The sequence below is a fragment of the Cryobacterium sp. PAMC25264 genome (assembly GCF_019443325.1).
In the GTDB taxonomy this organism is placed as follows: domain Bacteria; phylum Actinomycetota; class Actinomycetes; order Actinomycetales; family Microbacteriaceae; genus Cryobacterium.
In genome coordinates this window covers 2694581-2719929 of sequence record NZ_CP080383.1, presented here as the reverse complement: position 1 = coordinate 2719929, position 25349 = coordinate 2694581, and the positions used below count along the sequence as shown (strand labels likewise).

At 64.0% G+C, this 25349-nt stretch carries 31 protein-coding genes and 1 pseudogene; 31 read left to right on the top strand and 1 reads right to left on the bottom strand.

The window, feature by feature from the left end:
- The first annotated feature begins 83 nt into the window (after positions 1 to 83).
- The 25 genes and pseudogenes from KY500_RS12650 to map all read left to right on the top strand — a co-directional run bounded on the left by KY500_RS12650 (position 84) and on the right by map (position 17164).
- Positions 84 to 1604 (top strand): sugar transferase, encoded by a 1521-nt coding sequence (locus tag KY500_RS12650; RefSeq protein WP_236900724.1) that lies wholly within the window; start codon positions 84 to 86, stop codon positions 1602 to 1604.
- A gap of 272 nt (positions 1605 to 1876) precedes the next feature.
- Positions 1877 to 3982: an acyltransferase family protein gene (locus tag KY500_RS12645; RefSeq protein ID WP_219900851.1), complete on the top strand. Its 2106-nt coding sequence runs from the start codon at positions 1877 to 1879 to the stop codon at positions 3980 to 3982.
- Positions 3983 to 4631: 649 nt separating this feature from the next.
- Entirely contained in the window at positions 4632 to 4940 is a 309-nt protein-coding gene (rpsJ, locus tag KY500_RS12640) for a 30S ribosomal protein S10 (protein WP_035834607.1), read from the top strand.
- Between the two features lie 8 nt (positions 4941 to 4948).
- Positions 4949 to 5608, top strand: a complete 660-nt coding sequence (gene rplC / locus KY500_RS12635) for a 50S ribosomal protein L3 (protein ID WP_066597637.1) — start codon at positions 4949 to 4951, stop codon at positions 5606 to 5608.
- Positions 5609 to 5613: 5 nt separating this feature from the next.
- Positions 5614 to 6264, top strand: coding sequence for a 50S ribosomal protein L4 (rplD, locus tag KY500_RS12630; RefSeq protein ID WP_219900850.1), 651 nt, complete (start codon positions 5614 to 5616; stop codon positions 6262 to 6264).
- Positions 6264 to 6566, top strand: coding sequence for a 50S ribosomal protein L23 (gene rplW, locus KY500_RS12625; RefSeq protein ID WP_066597633.1), 303 nt, complete (start codon positions 6264 to 6266; stop codon positions 6564 to 6566). The genes rplD and rplW overlap by 1 nt, the downstream gene beginning before the upstream one ends.
- Before the next feature lie 25 nt (positions 6567 to 6591).
- Complete coding sequence (gene rplB / locus KY500_RS12620) at positions 6592 to 7431, top strand: 50S ribosomal protein L2 (RefSeq protein WP_110128309.1); 840 nt, start codon at positions 6592 to 6594, stop codon at positions 7429 to 7431.
- A 9-nt stretch (positions 7432 to 7440) separates the two neighbouring features.
- Positions 7441 to 7722, top strand: a complete 282-nt coding sequence (rpsS, locus tag KY500_RS12615) for a 30S ribosomal protein S19 (RefSeq protein WP_066597628.1) — start codon at positions 7441 to 7443, stop codon at positions 7720 to 7722.
- Between the two features lie 23 nt (positions 7723 to 7745).
- Positions 7746 to 8111 (top strand): 50S ribosomal protein L22, encoded by a 366-nt coding sequence (gene rplV / locus KY500_RS12610; protein WP_066597626.1) that lies wholly within the window; start codon positions 7746 to 7748, stop codon positions 8109 to 8111.
- Positions 8111 to 8875 (top strand): 30S ribosomal protein S3, encoded by a 765-nt coding sequence (gene rpsC / locus KY500_RS12605; protein ID WP_066597624.1) that lies wholly within the window; start codon positions 8111 to 8113, stop codon positions 8873 to 8875. Before rplV ends, rpsC begins: the two co-directional genes overlap by 1 nt.
- On the top strand, positions 8875 to 9294 hold the full coding sequence (rplP, locus tag KY500_RS12600) for a 50S ribosomal protein L16 (RefSeq protein ID WP_066597622.1): 420 nt from the start codon (positions 8875 to 8877) through the stop codon (positions 9292 to 9294). Before rpsC ends, rplP begins: the two co-directional genes overlap by 1 nt.
- Positions 9294 to 9632 carry a 50S ribosomal protein L29 gene (rpmC, locus tag KY500_RS19615; protein WP_130176625.1) on the top strand — a complete coding sequence of 113 codons (339 nt, stop codon included), beginning with the start codon at positions 9294 to 9296 and terminating at the stop codon, positions 9630 to 9632. The genes rplP and rpmC overlap by 1 nt, the downstream gene beginning before the upstream one ends.
- Before the next feature lie 2 nt (positions 9633 to 9634).
- Positions 9635 to 9928, top strand: a complete 294-nt coding sequence (rpsQ, locus tag KY500_RS12590) for a 30S ribosomal protein S17 (protein ID WP_066597618.1) — start codon at positions 9635 to 9637, stop codon at positions 9926 to 9928.
- Positions 9929 to 9962: 34 nt separating this feature from the next.
- Positions 9963 to 10330, top strand: a pseudogene (rplN, locus tag KY500_RS12585) (50S ribosomal protein L14).
- 3 nt (positions 10331 to 10333) lie between these two features.
- A complete protein-coding gene (gene rplX / locus KY500_RS12580) occupies positions 10334 to 10693 on the top strand; it encodes a 50S ribosomal protein L24 (RefSeq protein WP_066597614.1) in 360 nt (119 codons plus the stop codon).
- Positions 10693 to 11280 carry a 50S ribosomal protein L5 gene (gene rplE / locus KY500_RS12575; protein ID WP_066597611.1) on the top strand — a complete coding sequence of 196 codons (588 nt, stop codon included), beginning with the start codon at positions 10693 to 10695 and terminating at the stop codon, positions 11278 to 11280. Before rplX ends, rplE begins: the two co-directional genes overlap by 1 nt.
- A gap of 104 nt (positions 11281 to 11384) precedes the next feature.
- Positions 11385 to 11783, top strand: a complete 399-nt coding sequence (gene rpsH / locus KY500_RS12570; protein ID WP_066597609.1) for a 30S ribosomal protein S8 — start codon at positions 11385 to 11387, stop codon at positions 11781 to 11783.
- A 6-nt stretch (positions 11784 to 11789) separates the two neighbouring features.
- The gene (gene rplF, locus KY500_RS12565) at positions 11790 to 12326 is read left to right on the top strand and encodes a 50S ribosomal protein L6 (RefSeq protein WP_088457172.1); all 537 of its coding nucleotides are present in this window, start codon (positions 11790 to 11792) and stop codon (positions 12324 to 12326) included.
- A 2-nt stretch (positions 12327 to 12328) separates the two neighbouring features.
- Entirely contained in the window at positions 12329 to 12700 is a 372-nt protein-coding gene (rplR, locus tag KY500_RS12560; RefSeq protein ID WP_066597603.1) for a 50S ribosomal protein L18, read from the top strand.
- On the top strand, positions 12697 to 13410 hold the full coding sequence (rpsE, locus tag KY500_RS12555; protein WP_084021204.1) for a 30S ribosomal protein S5: 714 nt from the start codon (positions 12697 to 12699) through the stop codon (positions 13408 to 13410). The genes rplR and rpsE overlap by 4 nt, the downstream gene beginning before the upstream one ends.
- Positions 13410 to 13592, top strand: a complete 183-nt coding sequence (rpmD, locus tag KY500_RS12550) for a 50S ribosomal protein L30 (protein ID WP_066597599.1) — start codon at positions 13410 to 13412, stop codon at positions 13590 to 13592. The genes rpsE and rpmD overlap by 1 nt, the downstream gene beginning before the upstream one ends.
- Positions 13592 to 14194 (top strand): 50S ribosomal protein L15, encoded by a 603-nt coding sequence (gene rplO, locus KY500_RS12545; RefSeq protein WP_219900849.1) that lies wholly within the window; start codon positions 13592 to 13594, stop codon positions 14192 to 14194. Before rpmD ends, rplO begins: the two co-directional genes overlap by 1 nt.
- A gap of 102 nt (positions 14195 to 14296) precedes the next feature.
- A complete protein-coding gene (secY, locus tag KY500_RS12540) occupies positions 14297 to 15619 on the top strand; it encodes a preprotein translocase subunit SecY (RefSeq protein WP_219900848.1) in 1323 nt (440 codons plus the stop codon).
- Positions 15616 to 16230, top strand: a complete 615-nt coding sequence (locus tag KY500_RS12535) for an adenylate kinase (protein ID WP_219900847.1) — start codon at positions 15616 to 15618, stop codon at positions 16228 to 16230. The genes secY and KY500_RS12535 overlap by 4 nt, the downstream gene beginning before the upstream one ends.
- 97 nt (positions 16231 to 16327) lie before the next feature.
- Positions 16328 to 17164: a type I methionyl aminopeptidase gene (map, locus tag KY500_RS12530; protein WP_255579268.1), complete on the top strand. Its 837-nt coding sequence runs from the start codon at positions 16328 to 16330 to the stop codon at positions 17162 to 17164.
- Between the two features lie 429 nt (positions 17165 to 17593).
- Here map and KY500_RS12525 read toward each other — a convergent pair whose 3' ends face one another.
- Positions 17594 to 19525 (bottom strand): BglG family transcription antiterminator, encoded by a 1932-nt coding sequence (locus tag KY500_RS12525; RefSeq protein WP_219900846.1) that lies wholly within the window; start codon positions 19523 to 19525, stop codon positions 17594 to 17596.
- Between the two features lie 167 nt (positions 19526 to 19692).
- On the opposite strand from KY500_RS12525, the gene KY500_RS12520 reads away from it, so the two are divergent.
- From KY500_RS12520 to KY500_RS12495, 6 genes are all read left to right on the top strand, one after another.
- Positions 19693 to 20010, top strand: coding sequence for a PTS sugar transporter subunit IIB (locus KY500_RS12520; protein WP_066597588.1), 318 nt, complete (start codon positions 19693 to 19695; stop codon positions 20008 to 20010).
- A 127-nt stretch (positions 20011 to 20137) separates the two neighbouring features.
- Positions 20138 to 20404, top strand: a complete 267-nt coding sequence (locus KY500_RS12515; RefSeq protein ID WP_219900845.1) for an HPr family phosphocarrier protein — start codon at positions 20138 to 20140, stop codon at positions 20402 to 20404.
- A gap of 16 nt (positions 20405 to 20420) precedes the next feature.
- Positions 20421 to 22145 (top strand): phosphoenolpyruvate--protein phosphotransferase, encoded by a 1725-nt coding sequence (ptsP, locus tag KY500_RS12510; RefSeq protein ID WP_219900844.1) that lies wholly within the window; start codon positions 20421 to 20423, stop codon positions 22143 to 22145.
- Positions 22142 to 23599, top strand: a complete 1458-nt coding sequence (locus tag KY500_RS12505) for a PTS mannitol transporter subunit IICB (RefSeq protein WP_219900843.1) — start codon at positions 22142 to 22144, stop codon at positions 23597 to 23599. Before ptsP ends, KY500_RS12505 begins: the two co-directional genes overlap by 4 nt.
- Entirely contained in the window at positions 23599 to 24039 is a 441-nt protein-coding gene (locus KY500_RS12500) for a PTS sugar transporter subunit IIA (protein WP_066597579.1), read from the top strand. The genes KY500_RS12505 and KY500_RS12500 overlap by 1 nt, the downstream gene beginning before the upstream one ends.
- Complete coding sequence (locus KY500_RS12495; RefSeq protein WP_219900842.1) at positions 24036 to 25187, top strand: mannitol-1-phosphate 5-dehydrogenase; 1152 nt, start codon at positions 24036 to 24038, stop codon at positions 25185 to 25187. Before KY500_RS12500 ends, KY500_RS12495 begins: the two co-directional genes overlap by 4 nt.
- The last annotated feature ends 162 nt before the right edge of the window (positions 25188 to 25349 follow it).

Genomic DNA, 25349 nt, shown 5'->3' with positions numbered 1-25349 from the left:
GTCGACCGCCCCCGTTTGGGGTACGCACATCATCGCTGAAAAGGCGCTGGGTGCCGGGCAATCTGTGGAACGATGAGTAACCTATGCACGCCAATCGCGGTTTAGGGCGGCCGGCTTGCACGCTGATGGGGGATCGAATGGCAGTGGGCGACACACGGACGGCCGGGGTACTTCGACGCCGATCGTGGCAACGTGCTTTTGCAGTGAGGCTGTTCACAACAGATGTGGTCGTGATCCTGGTCGCGGTTTTCGGCTCGCAGTTGCTTTGGTTCGGGCTGCAAACAGTTCCTCTGGCAACGCCGAACGGGATCAGCGTTGGCGCTAGTTACACGATGGTCTCGGTAGTTCTCGTATTCGCTTGGATGCTTATGCTCGACGCCTTCGCCACGCGAGACCACAAGGTCATTGGTAGCGGCACGCTCGAGTACAAGCGCGTCGCGGATGCGACCATCCGGTTGTTCGGCCTGTTTGCCATCGTTGCTTTCCTTTTCCAAATCGACTTCGCCCGCGGCTACTTCCTCACGGCGTTGCCGGCCGGCATGCTGATGCTCATCGCCACTCGCTGGCGCTGGCGCCAGTGGCTGCGAGCCCGCCAGGCACGAGGCTTCTATCTGTCCCGGGCACTGCTCCTCGGCGAGCGGTTGAAATCTGTGCACGTGGCCGCGACCATCACCCGTACCCCCGGCTCCGGGCTCAAGCTCGTCGGAGCGCTCACGCGGGACGGCACGGTTGGCAAGGGCCCAGTGCACGGCGTGCCCATCGTGGGTGACTACGGCGACCTGATGGTCGCGGTCGACGAAACCAACGCTGACACCGTCATCCTCACGGGTGCCGACGAGATCAGCCCCGAAGACATGCGCCGGGTGGGCTGGGAACTCGAAGCCCGCGACGTAGAGCTCATCGTGGCGCCTGCGCTTACTGACATCGCCGGCCCGCGCATCCACTCCAGGCCTGTGGCCGGTCTGCCGCTCATCCACGTGAGCTACCCGCAGTTCGAGGGCGTTAAGCGCGTCACCAAGCGCACCTTCGACATCGTTGGCTCGGGGCTGCTCATTCTGCTTAGCTCGCCCGGGCTCATCGCCGTGGCCATCGCTGTCAAGCGCTCCAGCCCCGGCAACATCGTCTACCGCCAGGACCGCATCGGTCGGCACGGCGCCACCTTCGGCATGTATAAGTTCCGGTCCATGGTGCAGGACGCCGACGACCAGCTGGAAAGCCTGCTCGACGCTCAGGGCACCTCGGACAAGCCGCTGTTCAAGGTCACGAACGACCCGCGGATCACCCCGGTCGGCAAGTTCCTGCGCAAGTACTCCATCGACGAACTGCCGCAGCTGTTCAATGTGCTGTTCGGCGAGATGAGCCTGGTGGGGCCCCGTCCGCAGCGCGCCGCCGAAGTGGCGCTGTATGACGACGCCGCGCACCGCAGGCTAATCATGAAGCCGGGTATGAGCGGGCTGTGGCAGGTCAGCGGCAGGTCCAACCTCAGCTGGGAAGACAGCATCCGCCTCGACCTTTACTACGTGGAGAATTGGTCGCTGACCGCCGACATTCTGATCCTCTGGAGGACCGTGCGTGCGGTTGTCACCCCGGACGGGGCTGTTTGAGTCCGTGGGTCGGCCGCGACGCCCCATCCCTGGGGCGATATCGGAACCATCGAATCATCACCCACGGGCCCTCAATTCTTCCGATCTCCACTGGCCCATGAACTCCATTGCAGACGCTTAGCGATGGAAGGCAGGAATAGAAATCCCTAACTGCATTGCCCGGCGCGGCCGGATTGAGTCCGAGAGGTGTGCCAAGGAATATGGGATTTCGTCGATCTAGTCAGAGGGCAGGTGAACCGGCTGAAGCGCATAGTGCGCTCAACCTCCCGCTGATGGAACCCAAACACACCAAGGAGGCACGACGAGCCGATATCCAAGGGCTGAGGGCTATTGCAGTCTTGCTCGTGGTCGCAGATCACCTCCTCGGCAAGCCCGTCGGAGGCTTTATCGGGGTGGATATCTTCTTCGTCATTAGTGGGTATCTGATTACCGGGCTTCTGTTGAGGGAATATGCCAGGACAGGGCGTATCTCTTTCGCAGACTTCTACCGGCGCAGGCTAAAGCGCACGGTACCTGCGGCGTTCCTCGCCATCTGTGCCACGGTCGGAGCGGGCTATTTTGTTCTCACGAGCTATCAGTTCGGGCAGCTTCTCCAGGACGCCGGTTGGAGCTTTGGATTCGTCTCGAACTGGCGGTTCATAAGTGTCGGAACCGACTACCTACATGCTGGCGACGCTGTCTCCGCTCTGCAACATTTTTGGTCACTTGCTGTTGAGGAACAGTTCTACTTCGTCTGGCCGGCCCTACTCGTGACCATTCTTCTAGTAGCTAGGTGGAGGCGCTGGAGCCCACAGAAGGCGGTGGGGATCGGTATAGCCGTCGTCGCGATTGTGTCATTCGCCTGGTCCTCATACGAGACGTCTTCAAGTCCCACATCGGCGTACTTTGCCACGCCCTCGCGTGTGTGGGAACTGGCGGTGGGAGGAGTCTTGGCCGCTCTCGCCACTCAAACGAGCAAGGTGCCAGCCGTTTGGCGAACGCCGATGAGCTGGGTAGGTATAGGTGTAATTGGGATAGCCGCGCTCCGGATTAATACGGAGAGTTCATTTCCCGCCCCCTGGGCCATTCTCCCGGTGCTTGGCGCTGCCCTGATTCTTGTTGCAGGGGAGGGTCGCGAAGTTAGGGACGTCTACCCGCTCACAAACCCGATATCCATGTACGTGGGAAAAATCTCCTATTCCCTGTACTTGTGGCATTACCCAGTCATAATCCTGGGAGCAAAGCTTTTCCCCGACCGTGGCAATCTGTTCCTGACTCTCAGCGGGATCCTGATGCTCTTGCTGTCTGTCTTTTCGTATCACTGGGTTGAGGAGCCGCTGAGAACGCGTGCTTGGCGCGCGTCTGCGCGGTCAGGAAAATTCCAGCGTCCAACGAGAGTCTCCCTATCGCGCTCCCTACGGCTATTGACGGCTGTCGCTCTCGTCGCCGCCGCGATGGTTATTGCGCGACCAACGCCCTCGGTTAGCGCAGCGAATTTGGGCATTCTGGGTTCGAAGGCGCCGATGTCGGCAGTCGAATCAACTCGCGCTGCGGCCGTTTCGGCCGCTCTAACTTCAACCGCTTGGCCTGAGCTGACCCCCGACCCTTCGCTCTTGGGCGACAAAGGTTTCGTGAGCGAGTGGATCAAGGACGGCTGCCTCCACGGAGGAGCGGACATTTCCGATCAGCAGAACGTTGAGTTTGCGGAGCATTGCATCTACGGCAACCCAAATGGCGCTCACGTGGCGGTGCTGTTCGGCGACTCCATCGGCATTAGCTACTTGCCGGCACTGAGAGAGGCCCTGCCGGATTGGCGCATAGAGGTGCTCACAATAGGGCAATGTCCCGCGGTGTTCACAAGTGTCGTATTGGGCGGTGGTGCCCCCTATCCTGTCTGCGACCAGTACCGGAAATGGGCCGTAGCGAGGATCGCAGGAATCGACCCGGACCTCGTCGTGACAGCAAGCTCGACTTTGTCCATCGAGCGCCTCGCTAGTGGCCTTCGAGGCCCGGCCGGCTACGCAGAGTGGCAAGTGGGAACTCAGGACATGGTCAAGGCCTTGTCGGCTTCTGCGGCGAGAGTCGTGGTGCTGGATCCACCACCGCTTGCGCGGTCACCTCAGTCGTGTGCAACCCGGCTGACCACACCACAGGACTGCGTCGCGGGAGTTACCACAGACTTTGTTGGGGTCGCGAATGCCCAGCGCGCGGGAGTCGATGCGGTCAACGCCATGAATGTCATCTATCCGAAGACACTGGGTTGGTTCTGTTCGGACGCCGGTCTCTGTCCGCCATATATCGGAACGACATCCGTACTCGCGGATGGAATGCATTTGACCGAGCGTGGTTCTCGCGAACTTGGACCACTCCTGAAGCCCTACCTTGTCGGACCAGAGTAACGAGCGCTCTGATGACTCGCACGCCTGATTCGAGGTCCGGCACGGCATGAGTGGGGCTGGGTGCCCAGCGCGTCGCGGGGAGCCTCGGAGGGGTCGGCAGGCGGGCGTGCCGGGGTCTCCACTGGCTCGACAGGCGGGGTTTCGGTGGGCTCGGGACGGGCTCGAGTGGCGCGGTCGGAACCGGGTCTCAACGGGCTCGACGGAGAGGTCTTGACGGGTTCGATTCGCGGGTCTCGACTAGCTCGACCAGCGGGCTGAGTTCCGCGGAACTACGGGGATCGCGCGACACGCCCAACGCGACACGCCCGGGTTGCACAATGACCTATTCCTGTGGCAGACTCTTCTAGTTCAACACTTTCGGATCGCGCTGCTCGCGAGACCGGAATCACTACCAGGCAGTGCATAGCTCGCCCCTTGAGGGTCGGAGTTAGGCCGCGGGTAGCAGAACGAAGCTTAAATCAACTTCAAGGATGCGTGGGTAAAACCATGTCATCCGCCAGGCCTGGCCTGGGAAGTTGGGTCGAGAGAGTCGGATCCCCGGCTGGATCGAAATTGACAGATGAACAGTGGTGCGATAGCAGCAGTGCTACTACGGCGTCCAATGCAGCCCTCGGGATGTAAGAAGCCTTGACAAGAAAGAGAGTTCGACATGGCGGGACAGAAGATCCGCATTCGACTTAAGTCGTATGACCACGAGGTCATTGACATCTCGGCGCGCAAGATCGTCGACACCGTGACCCGTGCGGGCGCGACCGTCGTCGGCCCCGTGCCGCTTCCGACCGAGAAGAACGTGGTGTGTGTCATCCGTTCCCCTCACAAGTACAAGGACAGCCGGGAGCACTTTGAAATGCGCACCCACAAGCGTCTGATCGACATCATTGACCCGACGCCGAAGGCCGTCGACTCGCTTATGCGTCTCGACCTCCCGGCCGACGTCAACATCGAGATCAAGCTCTAGGGCCCGCGATGTCGTACGCAGATACCAAGACCACCAAGGGCCTCCTCGGCAAGAAGCTCGGCATGACTCAGGTGTGGGACGAGAACAACAAGCTTGTTCCCGTTACCGTCATCGAGATCGCGCCGAACGTCGTCACCCAGATCCGCACGAAGGACATCGACGGCTACGCCGGCGTTCAGATTGCCTCTGGCGCCATCGACCCCCGCAAGGTGAACAAGCCGTCCGCAGGACACTTCGAGAAGGCCGGCGTCACGCCGCGCCGTCACGTTACCGAGCTCCGCACCGCGGATGCCGCTGACTACACCCTGGGCCAGGAGCTCACCGTTGACGGTGTGTTCGTTGCCGGCACCAAGGTCGACGTCATGGGCACCTCCAAGGGCAAGGGCTTCGCCGGTGTTATGAAGCGTCACAACTTCAAGGGTGTTTCCGCTTCGCACGGTTCGCACCGCAACCACCGCAAGCCCGGTTCCATCGGCGCCTCCTCGACCCCCAGCCGTGTCTTCAAGGGCATGCGCATGGCCGGTCGTATGGGTGGCGAGCGCGTGACCGTGCTGAACCTGAAGGTTCACGCGATTGACGCTGACAAGGGCCTGATCCTGGTCAAGGGTGCCGTTCCCGGCGCCAAGGGCCGCCTCGTATTCGTCCGCACCGCAGTGAAGGGAGCGTAGTTCTTATGGCTACCGCACTCGACCTCATCGACGCCAACGGCAAGAAGGCCGGCTCCGTTGAGCTGCCCGCCGAAATCTTCGACGTCCAGACCAACATCCCGCTGATCCACCAGGTCGTTGTCGCGCAGCTCGCTGCCGCTCGTCAGGGTACGCACAAGGTCAAGGGCCGCGGCGAAGTTTCCGGCGCCGGCCGCAAGCCGTTCAAGCAGAAGGGAACCGGTCGCGCTCGTCAGGGCTCGATCCGCGCCCCTCAGATGACCGGTGGTGGCATCGTCCACGGACCGACCCCGCGCAGCTACGACCAGCGCACCCCGAAGAAGATGATTGCCGCCGCGCTCAAGGGTTCACTCTCTGACCGCGCCCGTGGCGACCGTCTGCACGTGGTGACCGCGCTGTTCTCGGCCGAGACGCCCAGCACCAAGGGCGCCATCACGCTGCTCACCCAGATCGCCAGCAGCAAGCACGTGCTGGTCGTTCTCGAGCGCACCGACGAGCTGACTCTCCGCAGCATCCGCAACCTCCCGACGGTGCACGTGCTGTCCTGGGACCAGCTGAATGCCTATGACGTTCTCGTCTCTGACGACATCGTCTTCACCAAGGGCGCGTTTGACGCGTTCGTGGCGCACAAGACCAAGAAGGAAGAGGTGTCCGCATAATGGCTACCCCCACTCAAAAGGACCCCCGCGACGTCATCATCGCTCCGGTCGTCTCTGAGAAGAGCTACGGCCTGATCGACGAGGGCAAGTACACCTTCATCGTGGACCCGCGTTCGAACAAGACCGAAATCAAGCTGGCGATCGAGAAGATCTTCAAGGTTGAGGTTGCTTCGATCAACACCATGAACCGCATCGGCAAGACTCGCCGTACGAAGTTCGGTCTTGGCAAGCGCAAGGACACCAAGCGTGCGATCGTCACGCTCAAGTCCGGTTCCATCGACATCTTCACGGCCGTCGGCTAAGCGGCCAGGACTAGAGGAATAAGAAATGGCTATTCGTAAGTACAAGCCCACGACCCCCGGTCGTCGCGGTTCATCTGTTGCGGACTTCGCAGAGATCACCCGTTCGACGCCCGAGAAGTCGCTGCTTCGTCCGCTGTCCAAGACCGGTGGTCGTAACAACCAGGGTCGCATCACGACGCGTCACATCGGTGGTGGCCACAAGCGCCAGTACCGTGTCATCGACTTCCGTCGTAACGACAAGGACGGCGTCAACGCCAAGGTCGCTCACATCGAGTACGACCCCAACCGCACGGCGCGCATCGCGCTGCTGCACTTCCTGGACGGCTCCAAGCGCTACATCATTGCGCCGAACAAGCTGAACCAGGGCGACATCGTCGAGTCAGGTGCCGGTGCTGACATCAAGCCCGGCAACAACCTGCCGCTGAAGAACATCCCCACCGGTACCATCATTCACGCCATCGAGATCCGTCCGGGTGGTGGCGCCAAGCTGGCCCGCTCCGCCGGAGTGTCGGTTCGCCTGGTCGCGAAGGATGGCATCTACGCCCAGCTGCGCCTGCCGTCCGGAGAAATCCGTAATGTCGACGCCCGCTGCCGCGCCACCATCGGTGAGGTCGGCAACGCCGAGCAGTCGAACATTAACTGGGGCAAGGCCGGCCGGATGCGCTGGAAAGGCGTTCGCCCGACCGTTCGTGGTGTTGCCATGAACCCGGTCGACCACCCGCACGGTGGTGGTGAGGGTAAGACGTCCGGTGGACGTCACCCCGTCAGCCCCTGGGGCCAGAAGGAAGGGCGCACCCGCCACCCGAACAAGGAAAGCGACAAGCTCATTGTTCGTCGCCGTACCGTCGGCAAGAAGCGTAAGTAGGAGTAGACGATGCCAAGAAGTCTTAAGAAGGGCCCCTTCGTTGACGACCACCTGCTTCGCAAGGTTGTCAAGGCGAATGAAGCCTCAAGCAAGAACGTAATCAAGACCTGGTCGCGCCGCTCGATGATCATCCCCGACATGCTCGGGCACACCATCGCGGTTCACGACGGTCGCAAGCACATCCCGGTGTTCGTCACCGAGAGCATGGTGGGACACAAGCTCGGCGAGTTTGCCCCCACCCGCACCTTCCGTGGTCACGTGAAGGATGACAAGAAGGGTCGTCGCCGCTAACGCGGTGACGTGAAGGAGGAGAAATGGTGGAGTCGATCGCACGCGTGCGTCACATCCGCGTTACCGCCCAGAAGGCCCGTCGCGTTGTCAACCTGATTCGTGGCAAGCAGGCGCACGAAGCGCTGGGAATTCTGAAGTTCGCGCCGCAGGGCGCGTCCGACCCCGTGTACAAGCTGGTCGAATCGGCCATCGCGAACGCCCGGGTCAAGGCAGATGCAGCGAACGAGTTCCTGGACGAACAGGATCTGTTCATCTCCCAGGCATTCGTTGATGAGGGCACGACCCTCAAGCGTTTCCAGGCCCGCGCACAGGGTCGCGCATTCCAGATCAAGAAGCGTACGAGCCACATCACTGTTGTGCTCGCCACTCCTGAGGAGGGTACGAAGTAATGGGTCAGAAAGTAAACCCGTATGGCTTCCGTCTGGGAATCACGACCGACCACGTGTCGCGTTGGTTCTCTGACAGCACGAAGCCGGGCCAGCGTTACAGCGACTTCGTCGCTGAAGACGTCAAGATCCGCCGCCTGTTGAGCACCAGCCTCGACCGCGCCGGCGTGTCCCGCATCGAGATCGAGCGCACCCGCGATCGTGTCCGTGTCGACATTCACACCGCCCGTCCGGGCATCGTGATCGGTCGTCGCGGCGCGGAAGCAGAGCGCATCCGGTCCGACCTTGAAAAGCTCACCGCCAAGCAGATCCAGCTGAACATCCTCGAGGTCAAGAACCCCGAGCAGGATGCACAGCTCGTCGCGCAGGGCATTGCAGAGCAGCTCTCCGCTCGTGTGGCTTTCCGCCGCGCGATGCGTAAGGGCCTGCAGGGCGCCCAGCGCGCCGGCGCCAAGGGTGTTCGCATCCAGGTGTCCGGTCGTCTCGGTGGCGCTGAGATGAGCCGTTCGGAGTTCTACCGCGAAGGCCGTGTGCCGCTGCACACCCTGCGCGCGAACATCGACTACGGCTTCTACGAAGCCAAGACCACCTTCGGCCGTATCGGCGTGAAGGTTTGGATCTACAAGGGCGACATCACCAACAAGGAACTCGCTCGTGAGCAGGCCAACGCTAAGTCGTCCCGCCCCGAGCGTCGTGACGACCGTCCCCGCCGTGCGCCTCGCGCAGAGGGCGCGGCTCCGGTTGCAGCAGGAGTTGAGGCTAAATAATGTTGATTCCCCGCAGAGTTAAGCACCGCAAGCAGCACCACCCCGGCCGTACCGGCCACGCAACCGGTGGTACCACTGTTTCGTTCGGCGAGTATGGCATTCAGGCCCTTACCCCCGCGTACGTGACCAACCGTCAGATCGAGTCCGCTCGTATCGCAATGACGCGTCACATCAAGCGTGGCGGCAAGGTCTGGATCAACATCTACCCGGACCGCCCGCTCACCAAGAAGCCGGCCGAAACCCGCATGGGTTCCGGTAAGGGTTCCGTCGAGTGGTGGGTCGCGAACGTCAAGCCGGGCCGCGTGCTCTTCGAGCTTTCCGGTGTCTCTGACACCGTTGCTCGCGAAGCGCTCACCCGCGCAATTCACAAGCTGCCCCTCAAGGCACGCATCATCAAGCGCGAGGAGGGCGACGCATAATGGCGATCGGATCCAAGGAGCTCGCCTCAGTCGAGCTCGACACCTTTGAAAACGAACGACTGTTCGACGAGCTGAAGAAGGCTAAGGAAGAGCTGTTCAACCTGCGCTTCCAGTCGGCCACCGGCCAGCTCGAAAGCCACGGCCGCCTCCGCGCGGTCAAGCGGGACATTGCACGCATCTACACGGTTCTCCGTGAGCGCGAGCTGGGCATTCGTGCCACTCCCGTCGCAGTCGAGGCTCCGGCCAAGGCTGAGAAGAAGACGACCAAGAAGGCCAAGGCCAAGGACGCATCCACGGATGCTCCCGCTGCTGACGCCGTCGAGACGAAGGAGGCCTAATCATGGCGAAGACTGACGAAACGGTCGTCCCCGCCGAGGCTCTCGTGCGCGGCTACCGCAAGACGCTGCGTGGTTACGTGACCAGCGACAAGATGGATAAGACCATCGTTGTCGAGGTCGAAGACCGCGTGAAGCACCCCCTGTACGGCAAGGTCATCCGCCGTACGTCCAAGCTGAAGGTTCACGACGCGGAGAACACCGCCGGCGTCGGCGACCTGGTCCTGATCAGTGAAACTCGCCCGCTGAGCGCCACCAAGCGCTTCCGCCTGGTCGAGATTCTCGAGAAGGCCAAGTAAGCGCTCGCGCTTACTTGATAGAAGGAGTTAGAAAGTGCTTCAGCAAGAATCACGACTCAAAGTTGCCGACAACACCGGTGCCAAGGTCCTGTTGACGATCCGTGTTCTCGGTGGCTCCGGCCGTCGTTACGCCGGACTGGGTGACGTCATCGTCGCCACCGTCAAGGACGCCATCCCGGGCGGCAACGTCAAGAAGGGTGACGTCGTCAAAGCCGTCATCGTTCGCGTCAAAAAGCAGACCCGTCGTCCAGACGGCTCGTACATCAAGTTCGATGAGAACGCCGCAGTGATCTTGAAGGCTGACGGAGACCCCCGTGGTACCGTATCTTCGGACCGGTCGGTCGCGAACTCCGCGACAAGAAGTTCATGAAGATCATTTCGTTGGCACCGGAGGTTATCTAAATCATGGCCAGAATCAAGAAGGGTGACCTCGTAGAGGTCATCACCGGCCGCACCCAGGCTCGCGGCGGAGACCGTGGCAAGCAGGGTCGTGTGCTCGAGGTACAGGTTGAGAAGAACCGTGTTCTCGTCGAAGGCATCAACTTCGTCAAGAAGCACGTTCGTGTCGGCCAGACCCAGCGCGGCTCCAAGACCGGCGGCATCGAGACCGTGGAAGCATCGATTCACGCTTCCAACGTCGCGCTGGTCGACCCGGAGACCAAGAAGCCGACCAAGGTCGGATTCCGCCTCGAAGAGGTAACGAAGGACGGCGTCACCAAGACGGTCCGCGTTCGTTACGCCAAGAAGTCAGGTAAGGACCTCTAATGACTGACATCGCAACCGACGCAAAGCCCGTCGTCCTGCCGCGTCTGAAGCAGAAGTACCGCGACGAGATCTCCAAGAAGCTCGCCACGGAACTCGGCTTCACCAACGTCCACCAGGTGCCCAACCTGACGAAGATCATCGTCAACATGGGTGTCGGCGAGGCAGCACGCGACGGCAAGATCATGGATGGCGCCGTCGCCGACCTCACCAAGATCACCGGCCAGAAGCCGCAGGTCACCAAGGCACGCAAGTCCATCGCGCAGTTCAAACTGCGTGAAGGACAGCCCATTGGCACGCACGTCACACTTCGTGGCGACCGCATGTGGGAGTTCCTCGACCGGCTGCTCAGCCTCGCCCTGCCCCGTATCCGCGACTTCCGCGGCCTCTCGGACAAGCAGTTCGACGGCGCCGGCAACTACACGTTCGGCCTCACGGAGCAGGTTATGTTCCACGAGATCGACCAGGACCGGATCGACCGTGTTCGCGGTATGGACATCACTGTTGTGACGACCGCCAAGAACAACGACGAGGGTCGCGCGCTGCTCAAGGCGCTCGGCTTCCCGTTCAAGACGGCCGAAAACTCCTAAACTAGCAATACCCGGGGGCCGGACAACCGTTCGGCCCCCTCCACCACCACAGGTCGTCATCCGTGTAACGGGTGCACGAAACCAGGCGAGAAAGGCACCACAAAATGACAATGACAGATCCGGTCGCAGATATGCTGACCAGACTGCGCAACGCTAACTCGGCGTACCACGACACAGTGTCGATGCCGCACAGCAAGCTCAAGGCGCACATCGCAGACATCCTCAAGGCACAGGGTTACATCTCTGCCTGGGATGTCAAGGATGCAGAGGTCGGAAAGACCCTCACGCTGAACCTCAAGTTCGGCCCCAACCGCGAGCGTTCCATCGTCGGCATCAAGCGGGTTTCCAAGCCCGGCCTGCGCGTGTACGCAAAGTCGACTGAGATCCCCACGGTTCTCGGCGGCCTCGGCGTTGCCATCCTGTCCACCTCCAGCGGTCTGCTCACCGACCGCCAGGCTGAGAAGAAGGGCGTAGGCGGAGAAGTTCTCGCCTACGTGTGGTAGCCGACAATGTCACGTATTGGAAGACTTCCGATCGAGATCCCCGCGGGTGTCACGGTCGAAGCTAACGGCCAGGCCGTTAGCGTCAAGGGTCCGAAGGGTGAGCTCGCGCTCACCGTCGCCAACCCCATCGAGGTTCAGGTCACCGATGGCCAGGTTCTGGTCACCCGTCCCGACGACGAGCGCGCTTCGCGTTCGCTGCACGGACTGACCCGTACCCTGATCGCCAACCAGATCATCGGCGTCACCGTGGGTTACACCAAGGGACTCGAGATCGTCGGTACCGGTTACCGCGTCGCACAGAAGGGCACCTCCGTTGAGTTCGCCCTCGGCTTCTCGCACCCGGTCCTCATCGAGCCGCCCGTTGGTATCTCCCTGACCGTCGAGGGCGTTAACAAGCTCACGGTCAGCGGTATCGACAAGCAGGCCGTCGGCGAGGTTGCCGCAAACATCCGTAAGATTCGCAAGCCTGAGCCCTACAAGGGTAAGGGTGTGCGTTACGCCGGCGAGATTGTTCGCCGCAAGGCCGGAAAGAGTGGTAAGTAACCATGGGTCTCGGAACTAGAGGAAAAAGCAAGTCGGCTGCCCGCGGACGCAGGCACGCACGTCTTCGCAAGAAGATCGAGGGGACCGCGCTTCGTCCGCGTCTCGTCGTCACCCGTTCGGCTCGCCACGTATTCGTGCAGGTCGTTGACGACAGCAAGGGTTTCACCCTCGCGTCGGCGTCGACTCTCGAAACTGACATGCGCACCTTCGATGGTGACAAGACCGCCAAGGCCCTCAAGGTCGGCGAGCTCGTCGCAGAGCGTGCGAAGGCTGCCGGCATTGAAGCCGTCGTATTTGACCGTGGTGGCAGCAAGTACGCAGGACGCGTCGCAGCCATCGCCGAAGGAGCCCGAAAGGGAGGGTTGGACCTGTGAGCACTGAATCCAGTAGCACCGCAGCAGCGAAGGAAGCTGACGTCGTCACTGAAGTTCCGGTGGAAACCGCAGCTTCGACCACGCCGCCGCAGAACGAGCCTCGCGAGGCTCGCCGTGGTGGCCGTGAGCGCAGCCCGAACCGTGAGCGCGGAAGCCGTGACGCCGAGAAGAGCCAGTTCCTCGAGCGCGTCGTCACGATCAACCGTGTTTCCAAGGTGGTCAAGGGTGGTCGTCGCTTCAGCTTCACCGCTCTGGTCGTCGTCGGAGACGGTAACGGCCTGGTAGGCGTTGGTTACGGTAAGGCCCGCGAGGTCCCGACCGCAATCAGCAAGGGTGTCGAGGAAGCGAAGAAGAACTTCTTCCGCGTTCCCCGCGTCGGCCTGACCATCCCGCACCCCGTTCAGGGTGAAGCCGCCGCCGGAGTCGTTCTTCTCCGTCCGGCCGCAGCAGGTACCGGCGTTATCGCCGGTGGCCCGGTGCGCGCCGTACTCGAATGCGCCGGCATCCACGACGTGCTGAGCAAGTCGCTCGGTTCGTCGAACACCATCAACATCGTGCACGCCACGGTGGAGGCCCTGCACCAGCTCGAAGAGCCGCGTGCGGTTGCGGCTCGCCGTGGCCTCTCCTACGAAGACGTGGCCCCGGCCCGTTTTCTGCGTGCCGATGCGGCTGCAGCAGCAGCCGCCGCAAGCGCGAAGGCAGGTGCCTAATGGCTCAGCTGAAGATTACGCAGATCAAGTCCAAAATTAGTGAGAAGCAGAACCAGCGCGACACGCTTCGCAGCCTGGGCCTGCGTCGCATTGGCGCCGTCACGATCCGCGAGGACAACTCGCAGAACCGTGGTTACGTCAACACCGTTGCTCACCTGGTGAAGGTCGAGGAGATTGACTAATGGCTGACGAGAAGGAAGCGACCGAGAAGGTCGCAACCAAGCCCGCCGCTAAGAAGGCCGCCGCCCCCAAGGCGACGACCACGAAGGCTGCTGCAGCCAAGGCTCCGGCCAAGACTGCTGCCGCCAAGAAGGCCGCCGCGCCGACTGAGCCCGCTGAGGCCCGTCCGCAGGTGCTGAAGGTTCACCACCTTCGCCCCGCGCCCGGATCGAAGAAGGACAAGCAGCGCGTTGGCCGTGGTGAAGGATCCAAGGGTAAGACCGCGGGTCGTGGCACCAAGGGCACCAAGGCACGCTACACCGTGCGTATCGGCTTCGAGGGTGGGCAGATGCCGCTGCACATGCGCACCCCGAAGCTGCGCGGGTTCAAGAACCCGTTCCGCGTGGAGTACCAGGTTGTAAACCTGGAGCGCCTGGCCGAGCTGTACCCGACCGGCGGCGATGTAACCATCGAATCGCTGGTCGCCAAGGGTGCCGTTCGTGACAACGAGAAGGTCAAGGTTCTCGGCAATGGTGACATTGCGGTTAAGCTGACTGTTGCAGTCGATAAGGTCTCCCGCTCAGCTGAGCAGAAGATCGTCGCAGCAGGTGGCTCGATCAAGTAGTAAGACCCGTAGACGAGATCGAGCTTGTCGAGCCTGCTCAGCGACTAAAGCGCTGACGCTGTCTCGGCAAGCTCGTTCTTTGTTACTAACTGGAGGCCTTTTTTGTTTAGCGCCATTGCGCGGATATTCCGCACACCGGACCTTCGTAAGAAGATCGGGTTCACCCTGGGCATCGTCGCCCTGTTCCGTCTGGGCTCGTTCATCCCCGCCCCATTCGTGGACTTCGGCAACGTGCAAGCCTGTCTTGCAGCGAACCAGGGAACGAGCGGCCTCTACGAGCTCGTGAACCTGTTCAGCGGTGGCGCCCTGCTGCAGCTGTCCGTCTTCGCACTGGGGATCATGCCGTACATCACGGCCTCCATCATCGTGCAGCTGCTGCGCGTGGTGATTCCCCACTTCGAGACCCTCTACAAGGAGGGCGCGGCGGGCCAGTCCAAGCTCACCCAGTACACGCGTTACCTCACCATCGCCCTCGGCATCCTCCAGTCGACGACGCTGATCACCGTCGCCCGCAGCGGCGCCCTGTTCGGCACCTCCGCCTCGAGCGAGTGCTCGCAGCTGATCACCAACGACGCCTGGTACGCCATCATGCTGATGGTCATCACCATGACCGCCGGTACCGGCGTCATCATGTGGATGGGTGAGATGATCACCGAGCGCGGAATCGGCAACGGCATGTCCCTCCTCATCTTCACGTCGATCGCCGCCCGATTCCCGAACTCGCTGATCTCGATCGGCCAGCAGAACGGCATCGACATCCTGCTCATCGTCCTGGCCATCGGGCTGGTCGTTGTGGCCGCCGTGGTGTTCGTCGAGCAGTCGCAGCGCCGCATCCCGGTGCAATACGCCAAGCGCATGGTGGGCCGCCGCACCTATGGCGGCAACAACACCTACATTCCGATCAAGGTGAACATGGCCGGCGTTGTGCCCGTCATCTTCGCGTCGTCGCTGTTGTACCTGCCGGCGCTCATCGCCCAGTTCAACCAGCCCGCCGCGGGCACCGAACCGCTGGCCTGGGTCACCTGGATCACCAACAACCTCACCAAGGGCGACCACCCGCTCTACATGGCGATGTACTTCCTGCTCATCGTGGGCTTCACGTACTTCTACGTCGCGATCACCTTCAACCCCGAAGAGGTCGCCGACAACATGAAGAAGTACGGCGGATTCATCCCCGGCATCCGTGCCGGCCGGCCCACCGCCGAGTACCTCGACTACGTGCTCACCCGCGTGACGCTGCCCGGTGCTCTGTACCTCGGCCTGATCGCGCTGCTCCCGCTGATAGCCTTCTCGGCCATCGGCGCCGACCAGAACTTCCCGTTCGGTGGCGCCAGCATCCTCATCATCGTGGGTGTCGGCCTGGAGACCGTGAAGCAGATCGACTCCCAGCTGCAGCAACGCCACTACGAAGGGCTTCTGCGATGACCCGACTTCTTGTGATCGGCCCGCCCGGTGCGGGCAAGGGCACCCAGGCCGTGCGTCTGGCCGAAGCCTTCGGTGTTCCCGCCATCTCCACCGGCGACATCTTCCGGTTCAACGTGAAGAACGAAACCGAGCTCGGCGTGCAGGTCAAGGCGTTCATCGAGGCTGGCAAGTACGTGCCCGACTCGTTGACCAATGAGATTGTCGCCGACCGCCTCAAGGAGCCGGACGCCCTGCAGGGCTTCCTGCTCGACGGGTACCCGCGCACCACCGACCAGGTGCTCGAGCTCGACCGCCTGCTCGACGCCGAGGGCACCTCGCTCGACGCCGTGGTGCAGATCGTCGCCGACACCGATGAGGTCGTGGCGCGGCTGCTCAAGCGCGCTGCGGAACAGGGGCGCGCCGATGACACGGCCGACGTCATCCGTCACCGTCTCGAGGTCTACGAAGAGCAGACCGCACCGCTGATCGACCTGTACGACAAGCGCGGCGTGGTCGTCACCATCGACGGCCTCGGTGCCGTCGACCAGGTCACCGACCGTATCGTGGCGGCTCTGGCCGAGCGCGGACTGCACGCCGTCGGGCCCACCGACGCGGTTGTGGCCTCGGCGTAATTTGCTGTGATTGGGCGTCGGCTTCGGTCGGCGCCCTTTCGTTTTTCCCCGGACGCCTTCCGGCGCCCGCTTTCGCACGACGACTTAGTTTGCAGGTATGACCGTGGCCCTTCGCCGCTCCATCTACAAGACTCCGGCGCAGATGCGCCTCATGCTGGCCCCCGGCCTGGCGACCGCTGCGTCGCTCGTGGCGGCGCGCGAAGCGATGAAGGTGGGCGTGACCACGCTGGCCCTGGATGCGGCCGCTGAAGCCGCCATCGTGGCCCTGGGCGGCCGGCCCAACTTCAAGCTCGAGCAGGGCTATTTCCACACCGTGTGCGCGTCGGTGAACGACGACGTGGTGCACGGCATCCCCAATGGGCGGGTCCTGGGTGCGGGTGACATCGTCTCCATCGACAGCGGCGCGATCATCGACGGCTGGAACGGCGACGCGGCGTTCACCTTCGTGCTGCCCGACCCGTCGCGGCCCGAGGTCGTGGCCGAGCGGGAGGAACTCTCCCGCGTGACCGAGCAGTCGCTCTGGCACGGCATCGCGCGGCTCGCCGAGGCGCGTCATCTCAACGAGGTGGGCGAGGCCATCGAGGACTACATCGAGTCGCAGGGCAGCTACGGGATCCTCACCGACTACGTGGGCCACGGCATCGGCAAGTCGATGCACGAGGCGCCGCCGGTGTTCAACTATCGGGTGCGCCAGAAGGGCCCGGACGTGAAGCCCGGCCTGGTTGTGGCCATCGAGCCGATGGTGGTGCTCGGCGACATCGAGACGTACACCCGCGACGACGACTGGACCGTCGCCACCAGCGACGGCAAGGCCGCCGCGCACTGGGAGCACAGCGTCGCCGTGCACAAGGACGGCATCTGGGTGCTCACCGCCGAAGACGGCGGCGCCGCGGGCCTGGCCCAGTTCGGCATCACCCCCACGCCCCTCGCCTAGTTGGGCACCACCTCCACCCCCACGCCCCTGGCCTAGTTCGGAACCGCCTCCACCCTCCTGGCCTAGTTCGGCATCGCCTCGAGGCCCTCTGGCCAGGCAAGCCCGCGCCGCGGCACGTTCCCGGGGCTCTCCTTACTCAACTGTCGCCCGTGCGGACATCTGCACCCGGTACGCCGGGTGCAATTGTCCGTTTCGGCACCAGTTAGTGCGGTAGCGAGGCGGATGCGCGCCTGCCCGCGCGGCCGGGTCACGCAGCGGATGGCCGCGTGGTGCGGGCGGCCTGAGCCGAGGTGGAGACGCTCGCCGACGGCCATCCGTTTGTATCTGTTGCCCGTTCGGACATATGCACCCGGTACGCCGGGTGCAATTGTCCGTTTCGGGACCAGTTGGGGCGGGGGAGGCCACGCCGGGGAAGGGGGCGGAGCGGGGTTAGGTGTCCATCACGTGGACGAGCTCGTCGATGAACGACGCGAAGTCCACCGAGCGCTTGATTAGGCGCTGCACCTCGAGGCGGTCGGCGAAGACCTCCACGAACTGGTCGAAGACCGCCTGGAAGGTGCTGCGCCCCGCGGCGCTGAACGCGATGAGCGCCACCACGTTCACCCTGTTGTCGCCCCAGTCCATCGGGGCGTCGTTGATCACGATCGCGATCGACGTTTGCTTTGCACTCATCGACATGGCGTGCGGCACCGCGAGGTTGTCGGTGAACGCGGTCGACGACATCAGCTCGCGCTCGATGGCGCCGTCGACGTAGCTCTGGTCGATGATGCCCTTGGCCGTCATCCGCTCGCCCAGCGCGGTGATCATGGCCACCTCGTCGCGGGCGTAGAAGTTGCGCGAGAACAACGACTCGTCGAAGAACTGCAGCAGGTCGTCCTTCAGGCGCGCCCGCCGGCGCATCCGCCGCACCCGGCTGGCATGCTGACGGATGCGGTCCACATCGTTCTGGGTGAGGAACGGCTGGATCACGATGACCCCGTCGGAGTGCAACTGGGGGTCGATGGTGGTGAGCACCAGATCGGCGTCGAGCGAATCCCAGTCCACGTCGGACCGGGTGATCACCGCAACCACCTCGAGGTCGTCGCCGAGCACCCGTTCGATGCGTTCGCGCAGCAGCACGTGCATGTCGTAGTAGTTGGGGCACACGATCGCGCAGGTCACCAGCTCCACCCGGCGCACCTGCTGCTCGAGGTGCGCACCCACGTGCATGGCGATGTAGGCGATCTCGTCGTCGTTGATCACGATGCTCTCGGCGCGCTGCAGCTCGCTGGCGATGTACACGGCCAGCTCGTAGATCAGCGGATACGACGTCTTGATCGACCGGGTGAGGGGATTGCGGGAGTACGACTTGTCGTGCGCCCGGTTGATCAGGTTGCGCACGTGCAGGGTGAGCCGCACGATGAAGTCGTCGTCGTCGAGGTCGACCAGGTACTCCTGGCTGGCCCGGTCCACGATCGCTCGCATCGCGGCGAGCTCGGCCGGCTGCACGTAGCTCTCGATGAGGGTCTCGGCCGGCTGGTCGTGCCCGGGCGTGATCACCCGGGTGGTGAGCAGGAAGGCCAGGTAGGCCAGGTCGCCGCTGCCCAGGCACACGTCGAAGTGCGTCATGATCAGGCCCGACAGCGAGGTGGCCAGCTCCGACGGTGGCTCGGTGACGGCCGGTGCGGGGGAGAGGTTCTTGCTCACCCGGTCGATGGCGATGGCCACATGCAGCAGCACGTTGTTGATGCCGTACTCGTTCACGAAGTAGCCCTGGCCGTCGAGCAGGTCGATGAGGTCGGTCTTGAACGCGCTGAGGCTGTCGGCGCCGGCCTGGCCAGAGGTGAACTCGCGCTGAATGGTCTCCAGGTCGATCATGCCGCGGGCGCTTTCCTCGCGGAACATGCGGCTGAGGAGCTTGCGGCGGTCGGTCTCCGAACCGGTGAGGGTGACGACGCTGCCGTGCCGCACGAGCGTGAGCCCGGAGTCGGGCAGGAGCAACCGCACCCGGGCCAGGTCGGCCTCCACCGTGGAGTCGCTGACGAAGTTCTCGGCGGCCAACTCGTACACGTCGAGGCCGTCGACCTCCTCGGTGAGCCGGCGCACCAGCTGCGAGAGACGCTGCTGCGGGGTGTCGGCCTCCGTGTCGCGGGGCCGCGAGCGATGTTCGGCGGTGAACGCGGAGAACTCGTCCCGGTTGATGCGATACCCGGCGGTGCCCGATTCGATCACGGTCAGCGGATGCGCCGCGGCCTTGACCGCGGTGACGTAGCTGCGCACGCTGCGAGGAGTGACGCCCAGGCGGTCAGCAAGCTCGCCTGCCGTGATCCAGCCCGACGTCTGGGACAGATAGTCCAGCATCCGTGCCTGCTTATCACTCATAATGCGCAACTCCATTGTCTCAAGAGTAGTCAAGCAGAGAGTGCAGCCCGGAACGGCAGGCATTTTGGTTGTTTCCGCAGGGGGCGGAAAAGGCTCTGGTGGTGCCCGCGGGGCGGAAAGAGGACAGTAGGTGTTGCATTCAGAAGTTCGATGGAAGGAATGAATCAATGAAGATTCTCGTCGTATGTGGTGCCGGTGCGTCCAGCGCATTCGTGGCACACCGCTTGCGTGTGACCGGCAAGCAACGGGGGCTCACCCTCACCGTTGTCGCCGGAAGCGAATCGGACCTGCCGGGCTCGCTCGACACCGTCGATGTTCTTCTGGTCGGCCCACACCTCGCTCCCCGCTTCGACCGCCTCAGCACTCAGGCGAAGAAGCTCGGCGTGGGAGTGGCCCTGTTGCCCAAGGCGGTCTTCGCGGCCCGCGACGGCGACCTGGCACTCGACCTGGCCGTGGATGCCGAGCACGAACGGTCGTGGGTCTGACAATCAGACGCCACACCCCACCACCCCTGATTGTTGTGCCGGCGGCTGCCGGCCGCCCGCACGAAGCCGGGACCTCGACTGAGGCCCGGTGACAATCCCGCACGTTGGAAAGGCTTAGGCGTACGAAATGGCTGCACGCACCGTACTGATCGGATCGACCCACGGGCTTCACGCTCGCCCCGCGAAGCTCTTCAGCAAGGCCGCGGCCGCCGCCGGCACCCCGGTCACGCTGCAGAAGGGCGACGGCAAGGCCGTCAACGCCGCCAGCATCCTGGGCGTCATCGCACTGGGCATCAACCACGGCGACAGCGTCACCCTCGCCGCCGACGGCGACAACGCCGAGACCGTGCTCGATGAACTCGCCGCGCTTCTCCTCACCGACCACGACGCCTAAGCGAAAGCGGCTGACCATGCTGGAACTGCAAGGAATCGGAATCGGCCAGGGCGTGGCCGTCGGCCGCGTGCTGCGCATGCCCGAGCCGCTACCCGAACCCGTCGACACCCGCAGCACCCGGGACCCCGAGGCCGAACTGGCCCGCGCCACCGCATCGATGCACGCCGTGGCAGAAGAACTCGAGGCCCGGGGCGAACGCGCCGGCGGCACCGCCCAGGAGGTGCTCGAGGCCCAGGCCATGATGGCCGAGGACCCCTCCCTCGTCGACGAAGTCACCGCCCGGCTGCACAAGCACCAGACCGCCGAACGCGCCGTGTTCGAAGCCTTCTCCGCCTTCCGCGACCAGCTGCTGGCCCTCGGCGGCTACCTCGCCGAACGCGCTGCCGACCTCGACGACGTGGCCCAGCGGGTCATCGCCGACCTCGCCGGCCTGCCCGCCCCCGGTGTGCCCGACCCCGCCGAACCGTTCGTGCTCGTGGCCCGCGACCTGGCCCCGGCCGACACCGCGCTGCTGGATCTCACCAAGGTGCTCGGCCTCATCACCATCGACGGCGGCCCCACCTCGCACACCGCGATCCTGGCCCGCGAGAAGTCGATCGTGGCGATCGTGGGCACCCATGCCGCCGCGCAGCTCGCTGACGGCGACGAGGTCATCATCGACGCCGCCAACGGCATCGTGCTCGTGGCCCCCACCGACAAGCAGATCGCCGACGCCCGGGCCCGCATCGCCGCCCGCGCCGCCCGCGCCCTGGCCCCGATCGGCCCCGGCACGCTCGCCGACGGCACCAGCGTGCCGCTGCTGGCCAACCTCGGCTCAGCGGATGGCGCCGAACGCGCCGTCGCCCTCGGCGCAGAGGGTGTGGGCCTGTTCCGCACCGAGTTCCTCTTCCTCGACTCCACCTCCGCGCCCACCGTGCTGCAGCAGCAGAGTGAATACGAGCGGATGCTGCGCGCCTTCCCCGGCAAGAAGGTCGTGGTGCGGGCGCTTGACGCCGGCGCCGACAAGCCGCTCGCGTTCCTCAACGACGCCGACGAGGAGAACCCCGCCCTGGGCCTCCGCGGACTCCGGGCCCTCCGCGCCAGCGAGGACATCCTGCGCGAGCAGCTCACCGCCCTCGCCGAAGCCGCCAAGACCACCGAGGCCGACGTCTGGGTGATGGCACCCATGGTGTCCACCGTGGAAGAAGCCGACTACTTCACCACCCTCGCCCACGACCTGGGCCTGAAGACCGCCGGTGTCATGGTCGAGGTGCCGTCCGCGGCCCTCATGGCCGACCGCATCCTGGCCCACACCGACTTCGCGTCGATCGGCACCAACGACCTCACCCAATACACCCTCGCGGCCGACCGGATGCTCGGAACCGTCGCGAGCTTCCAGGACCCGTGGCACCCCGCGGTGCTGCGCCTGGTGGGCGAGGTGGGTGCCGCCGGTGCCGCCGCCGGCAAACCCGTCGGTGTCTGCGGCGAGGCCGCGGCCGACCCGCTGCTCGCCGTGGTGCTCGTGGGCCTCGGCGCCACCACCCTGTCGATGTCGGCTGCCGCCCTCGCCGACGTTCGGGCCTCTCTGGCCGACTTCACTCTTGAGCAGGCTCGGCAACTCGCCGAGGCCGCTTTGTCCGCCGACGGCGCAGCATCCGCTCGCGCCGCGGCAACCGCAATCGCACACAGTTACATCAGCTCCGCCCCACCTAGCGCGGCCCCTACCGTGCTTACCCACCCCGAGAGAGGTACACAGAAATGACAACGACGTCTGTCACCGAGAAGAAGGGCGCGAGGGTCCACGTTCAGGCCTTCGGTACCTTCCTGAGCGGCATGATCATGCCCAATATCGCGGCGTTCATCGCGTGGGGCATCATCACCGCATTCTTCATCCCCACCGGCTGGACCCCGAACGAGACCCTGGTCACGCTGGTCGACCCGATGATCTTGTACCTACTGCCGCTGCTGATCGCCAACACCGGCGGCCGGATGGTCTACGGCACCCGCGGTGGAGTGATCGCCTCGATCGCCACCATGGGCGTCATCGTCGGCAGCTCGATCCCGATGTTCATCGGTGCGATGGTCGTCGGACCGCTCTCCGCATGGATCCTGATGAAGGTCGACAAGATCTGGGCCGGAAAGATCAAGCCCGGCTTCGAGATGCTGGTGGACAACTTCTCCGCCGGTATCCTCGGTTTCGCCCTGGCCCTCGGCGCGTTCTTCGGAATCGCCCCGCTGGTCACCGGACTGAGCTCCTTCCTCGAGTCGGTCGTTGACTGGCTGATCGCCAACGGCCTGCTGCCGATCGCGTCGATCTTCATCGAACCCGGCAAGATCCTCTTCCTCAACAACGCCATCAACCACGGCGTGCTCACCCCCATCGGTGTGCAGCAGGTTCAGGAAAGCGGAAAGTCGATCCTGTTCCTCCTCGAGGCGAACCCCGGCCCCGGCCTGGGCATCCTGCTCGCGTTCACGTTCTTCGGCGTGGGCCTGGCCCGTGCGAGTGCACCCGGCGCGATCATCATCCAGTTCCTCGGTGGTATCCACGAGATCTACTTCCCCTACGTGCTGATGAAGCCGATGCTGGTCTTCGCCGCCATCGGTGGTGGCATGACCGGTGTTGCCGTGAACGTCGCCTTCCAGACCGGCCTCCGCGCCCCCGCCTCGCCCGGCAGCATCATTGCCGTGCTCGCTCAGACGCCGGGAACCGACTATGTCGGCGTGATCCTCTCGGTTCTCGCCTCTGCGGGAGTCTCGTTCGCAATCGGTGCCGTCATCCTCCGTGCCAGCCGCAAGAAGGACCTCGCCGCTGAGAACGACAACGAACTGGCCGCCGCCATCGCCAAGACCGAGGCCAACAAGGGCAAGTCCAGCTCCGTGCTGAGCAACCTGGGTGCTTCGGCCGCCACCGGTCACGCTGTGAAGAACATCGTCTTCGCCTGCGACGCCGGTATGGGCTCCAGCGCCATGGGCGCCTCGGTGCTCCGCAACAAGATCAAGAAGGCCGGCATCGAAGGGGTCACGGTGACCAACCAGGCCATCGCGAACCTCGACGGAACCGCCGACCTCGTGATCACCCACCAGGACCTGACGGACCGCGCTCGGGGCAAGAGCCCCAAGTCGGTGCACGTGTCGGTGGACAACTTCATGAACAGCCCGAAGTACGACGAGGTCGTGGAATCTCTCCAGGGCGCAAGCGAGGAAGTGACTAAGTAATGACCCAGAGCATTCTGGAACCGCAGAACGTGGTGGCCGCGGGAACGGCCACCACCCGCGACGACGCAATCCGGGAGGCCGGCGCACTGCTGGTCGCCGCCGGGGCGGTCAAGCAGGAGTATGTCGACTCGATGTTCGAGCGCGAGAACTCCGTCTCGACCTACATGGGCAACTTCCTGGCGATCCCGCACGGCACGAACGACGCGAAGGAGTCGATCGTGCGATCGGCTCTCTCGCTCGTGCGCTACGCCGAGCCGATCGACTGGGACGGCCAGCCCGTCAAGTTCGCGGTCGGCATTGCCGGACTGAACAACGAACACCTGGAGATCCTCTCCAAGATCGCCGTCGTCTTCTCGGACGAGGACGAAGTACAGAAACTGATCGACGCAGCAACGCAGGAAGACATCTTCGCGTTGCTCGAGGAGGTAAACGCAGAATGAAAGCCATTCACTTCGGCGCGGGCAACATCGGCCGCGGTTTCGTCGGGCTCCTGCTTCACGAGGCCGGTTATGAGGTCGTCTTCGCCGATGTGAATGCTCCTCTCATTGAGGCTCTGCAGAACGCACCGTCCTACACGGTGCACGAGGCGGGCCAGACGCCCACCGACAAGGTGGTCGACAACTTCCGCGCCATCAACAGCTCCACCCACGAGGCCGATCTCATCAACGAGATCGCCACGGCCGACGCGGTCACCACCGCCGTCGGACCGAACGTGCTGCGTTTCGTGGCTCCGGTCATCGCGGCGGGCCTGGCCCGCCGCGATGCCAGCCGGCCGCCGCTGGCCGTGATGGCCTGCGAGAACGCCATCAACGCCACGGATGTGCTCGCCGAGCAGGTCTGGGCGAACGTGCCCGACGGCGACCGCGATGCCCTCGCCAGCCGGGTGGCCTTCGCGAACACGGCCGTGGACCGCATCGTTCCCGGCCAGGCAGCGGATGCCGGCATCGACGTCACCGTCGAGGCCTTCTACGAATGGGTCATCGAAAGCTCCGCTTTCGGTGACACCCCGCCAGTGATTCCCGGCGCCACGTTCGTCACGGACCTGGCCCCGTACATCGAGCGGAAGCTCTTCACGGTGAACACCGGGCACGCCACGGTCGCCTACCTCGGCACCCAGGCCGGCGTCTCCAAACTCTCCGACGCTCTGCTGGTGCCCTCGGTCGCCGACGGCGCCCGCCGGGTGCTCGAAGAGACCAGCGCCCTCCTGGTGGCCAAGCACGGCCTCGACGAGGCCACCCAGCGCGCCTACCGGGAGAAGATCCTCGGTCGGTTCGCCAACCCGTCGCTGCCCGACACCGTCGAACGCGTCGGCCGCCAGCCGCTGCGCAAGCTCAGCCGTCACGAACGCTTCATCGGCCCGGCCGCCGAGATCGCCGAGGGAGGCACCCGCCCCGTGGCGCTGCTGACGGCCATCGCCGCGGCCCTGCGCTTCAACGTGGCCGACGACGAGCAGAGCGTCGAGCTGCAGCGGATGCTCGGCACCGACTCGGCCGAGACCATCGTGGCCGACGTGTGCGGGCTCGAGCCCACGCATCCGCTCTACGCGGACCTGCTCGAGGTCGTCCGCGGAGCCGTCACCGCATCCTGAGAGCTGTCCCACCGTCCCTCGGCCTGGAAACGGGCCGAGGGATTATAGGGATGAATTGCCAAAAGGCAATTGCATAGCATAGGATAAATCCTTGGTGTCTAGCACCGCCTTTATTGGCGTGTCTGGCCGCCACATCCACGCACGACCAGCAACCAATACTTT

Coding starts and splice junctions, on each gene's coding strand:
- rplB (WP_110128309.1), top strand. CDS start 6,592: ATGGCTATTCGTAAGTACAAGCCCACGACCCCCGGTCGTCGCGGTTCA.
- rplV (WP_066597626.1), top strand. CDS start 7,746: ATGGTGGAGTCGATCGCACGCGTGCGTCACATCCGCGTTACCGCCCAG.
- rplO (WP_219900849.1), top strand. CDS start 13,592: ATGGCTGACGAGAAGGAAGCGACCGAGAAGGTCGCAACCAAGCCCGCC.
- KY500_RS12495 (WP_219900842.1), top strand. CDS start 24,036: ATGAAAGCCATTCACTTCGGCGCGGGCAACATCGGCCGCGGTTTCGTC.
- rpsJ (WP_035834607.1), top strand. CDS start 4,632: ATGGCGGGACAGAAGATCCGCATTCGACTTAAGTCGTATGACCACGAG.
- KY500_RS12515 (WP_219900845.1), top strand. CDS start 20,138: ATGGCTGCACGCACCGTACTGATCGGATCGACCCACGGGCTTCACGCT.
- rpmC (WP_130176625.1), top strand. CDS start 9,294: ATGGCGATCGGATCCAAGGAGCTCGCCTCAGTCGAGCTCGACACCTTT.
- rpsQ (WP_066597618.1), top strand. CDS start 9,635: ATGGCGAAGACTGACGAAACGGTCGTCCCCGCCGAGGCTCTCGTGCGC.
- rplR (WP_066597603.1), top strand. CDS start 12,329: ATGGGTCTCGGAACTAGAGGAAAAAGCAAGTCGGCTGCCCGCGGACGC.
- map (WP_255579268.1), top strand. CDS start 16,328: ATGACCGTGGCCCTTCGCCGCTCCATCTACAAGACTCCGGCGCAGATG.
- rplC (WP_066597637.1), top strand. CDS start 4,949: ATGTCGTACGCAGATACCAAGACCACCAAGGGCCTCCTCGGCAAGAAG.
- rplE (WP_066597611.1), top strand. CDS start 10,693: ATGACTGACATCGCAACCGACGCAAAGCCCGTCGTCCTGCCGCGTCTG.
- rplP (WP_066597622.1), top strand. CDS start 8,875: ATGTTGATTCCCCGCAGAGTTAAGCACCGCAAGCAGCACCACCCCGGC.
- KY500_RS12505 (WP_219900843.1), top strand. CDS start 22,142: ATGACAACGACGTCTGTCACCGAGAAGAAGGGCGCGAGGGTCCACGTT.
- rplF (WP_088457172.1), top strand. CDS start 11,790: ATGTCACGTATTGGAAGACTTCCGATCGAGATCCCCGCGGGTGTCACG.
- KY500_RS12500 (WP_066597579.1), top strand. CDS start 23,599: ATGACCCAGAGCATTCTGGAACCGCAGAACGTGGTGGCCGCGGGAACG.
- KY500_RS12535 (WP_219900847.1), top strand. CDS start 15,616: ATGACCCGACTTCTTGTGATCGGCCCGCCCGGTGCGGGCAAGGGCACC.
- rplW (WP_066597633.1), top strand. CDS start 6,264: ATGGCTACCCCCACTCAAAAGGACCCCCGCGACGTCATCATCGCTCCG.
- rpsC (WP_066597624.1), top strand. CDS start 8,111: ATGGGTCAGAAAGTAAACCCGTATGGCTTCCGTCTGGGAATCACGACC.
- rpmD (WP_066597599.1), top strand. CDS start 13,410: ATGGCTCAGCTGAAGATTACGCAGATCAAGTCCAAAATTAGTGAGAAG.
- ptsP (WP_219900844.1), top strand. CDS start 20,421: ATGCTGGAACTGCAAGGAATCGGAATCGGCCAGGGCGTGGCCGTCGGC.
- KY500_RS12645 (WP_219900851.1), top strand. CDS start 1,877: ATGGAACCCAAACACACCAAGGAGGCACGACGAGCCGATATCCAAGGG.
- KY500_RS12520 (WP_066597588.1), top strand. CDS start 19,693: ATGAAGATTCTCGTCGTATGTGGTGCCGGTGCGTCCAGCGCATTCGTG.
- rpsH (WP_066597609.1), top strand. CDS start 11,385: ATGACAATGACAGATCCGGTCGCAGATATGCTGACCAGACTGCGCAAC.
- rplD (WP_219900850.1), top strand. CDS start 5,614: ATGGCTACCGCACTCGACCTCATCGACGCCAACGGCAAGAAGGCCGGC.
- rplX (WP_066597614.1), top strand. CDS start 10,334: ATGGCCAGAATCAAGAAGGGTGACCTCGTAGAGGTCATCACCGGCCGC.
- KY500_RS12525 (WP_219900846.1), bottom strand. CDS start 19,525: ATGAGTGATAAGCAGGCACGGATGCTGGACTATCTGTCCCAGACGTCG.
- KY500_RS12650 (WP_236900724.1), top strand. CDS start 84: ATGCACGCCAATCGCGGTTTAGGGCGGCCGGCTTGCACGCTGATGGGG.
- rpsS (WP_066597628.1), top strand. CDS start 7,441: ATGCCAAGAAGTCTTAAGAAGGGCCCCTTCGTTGACGACCACCTGCTT.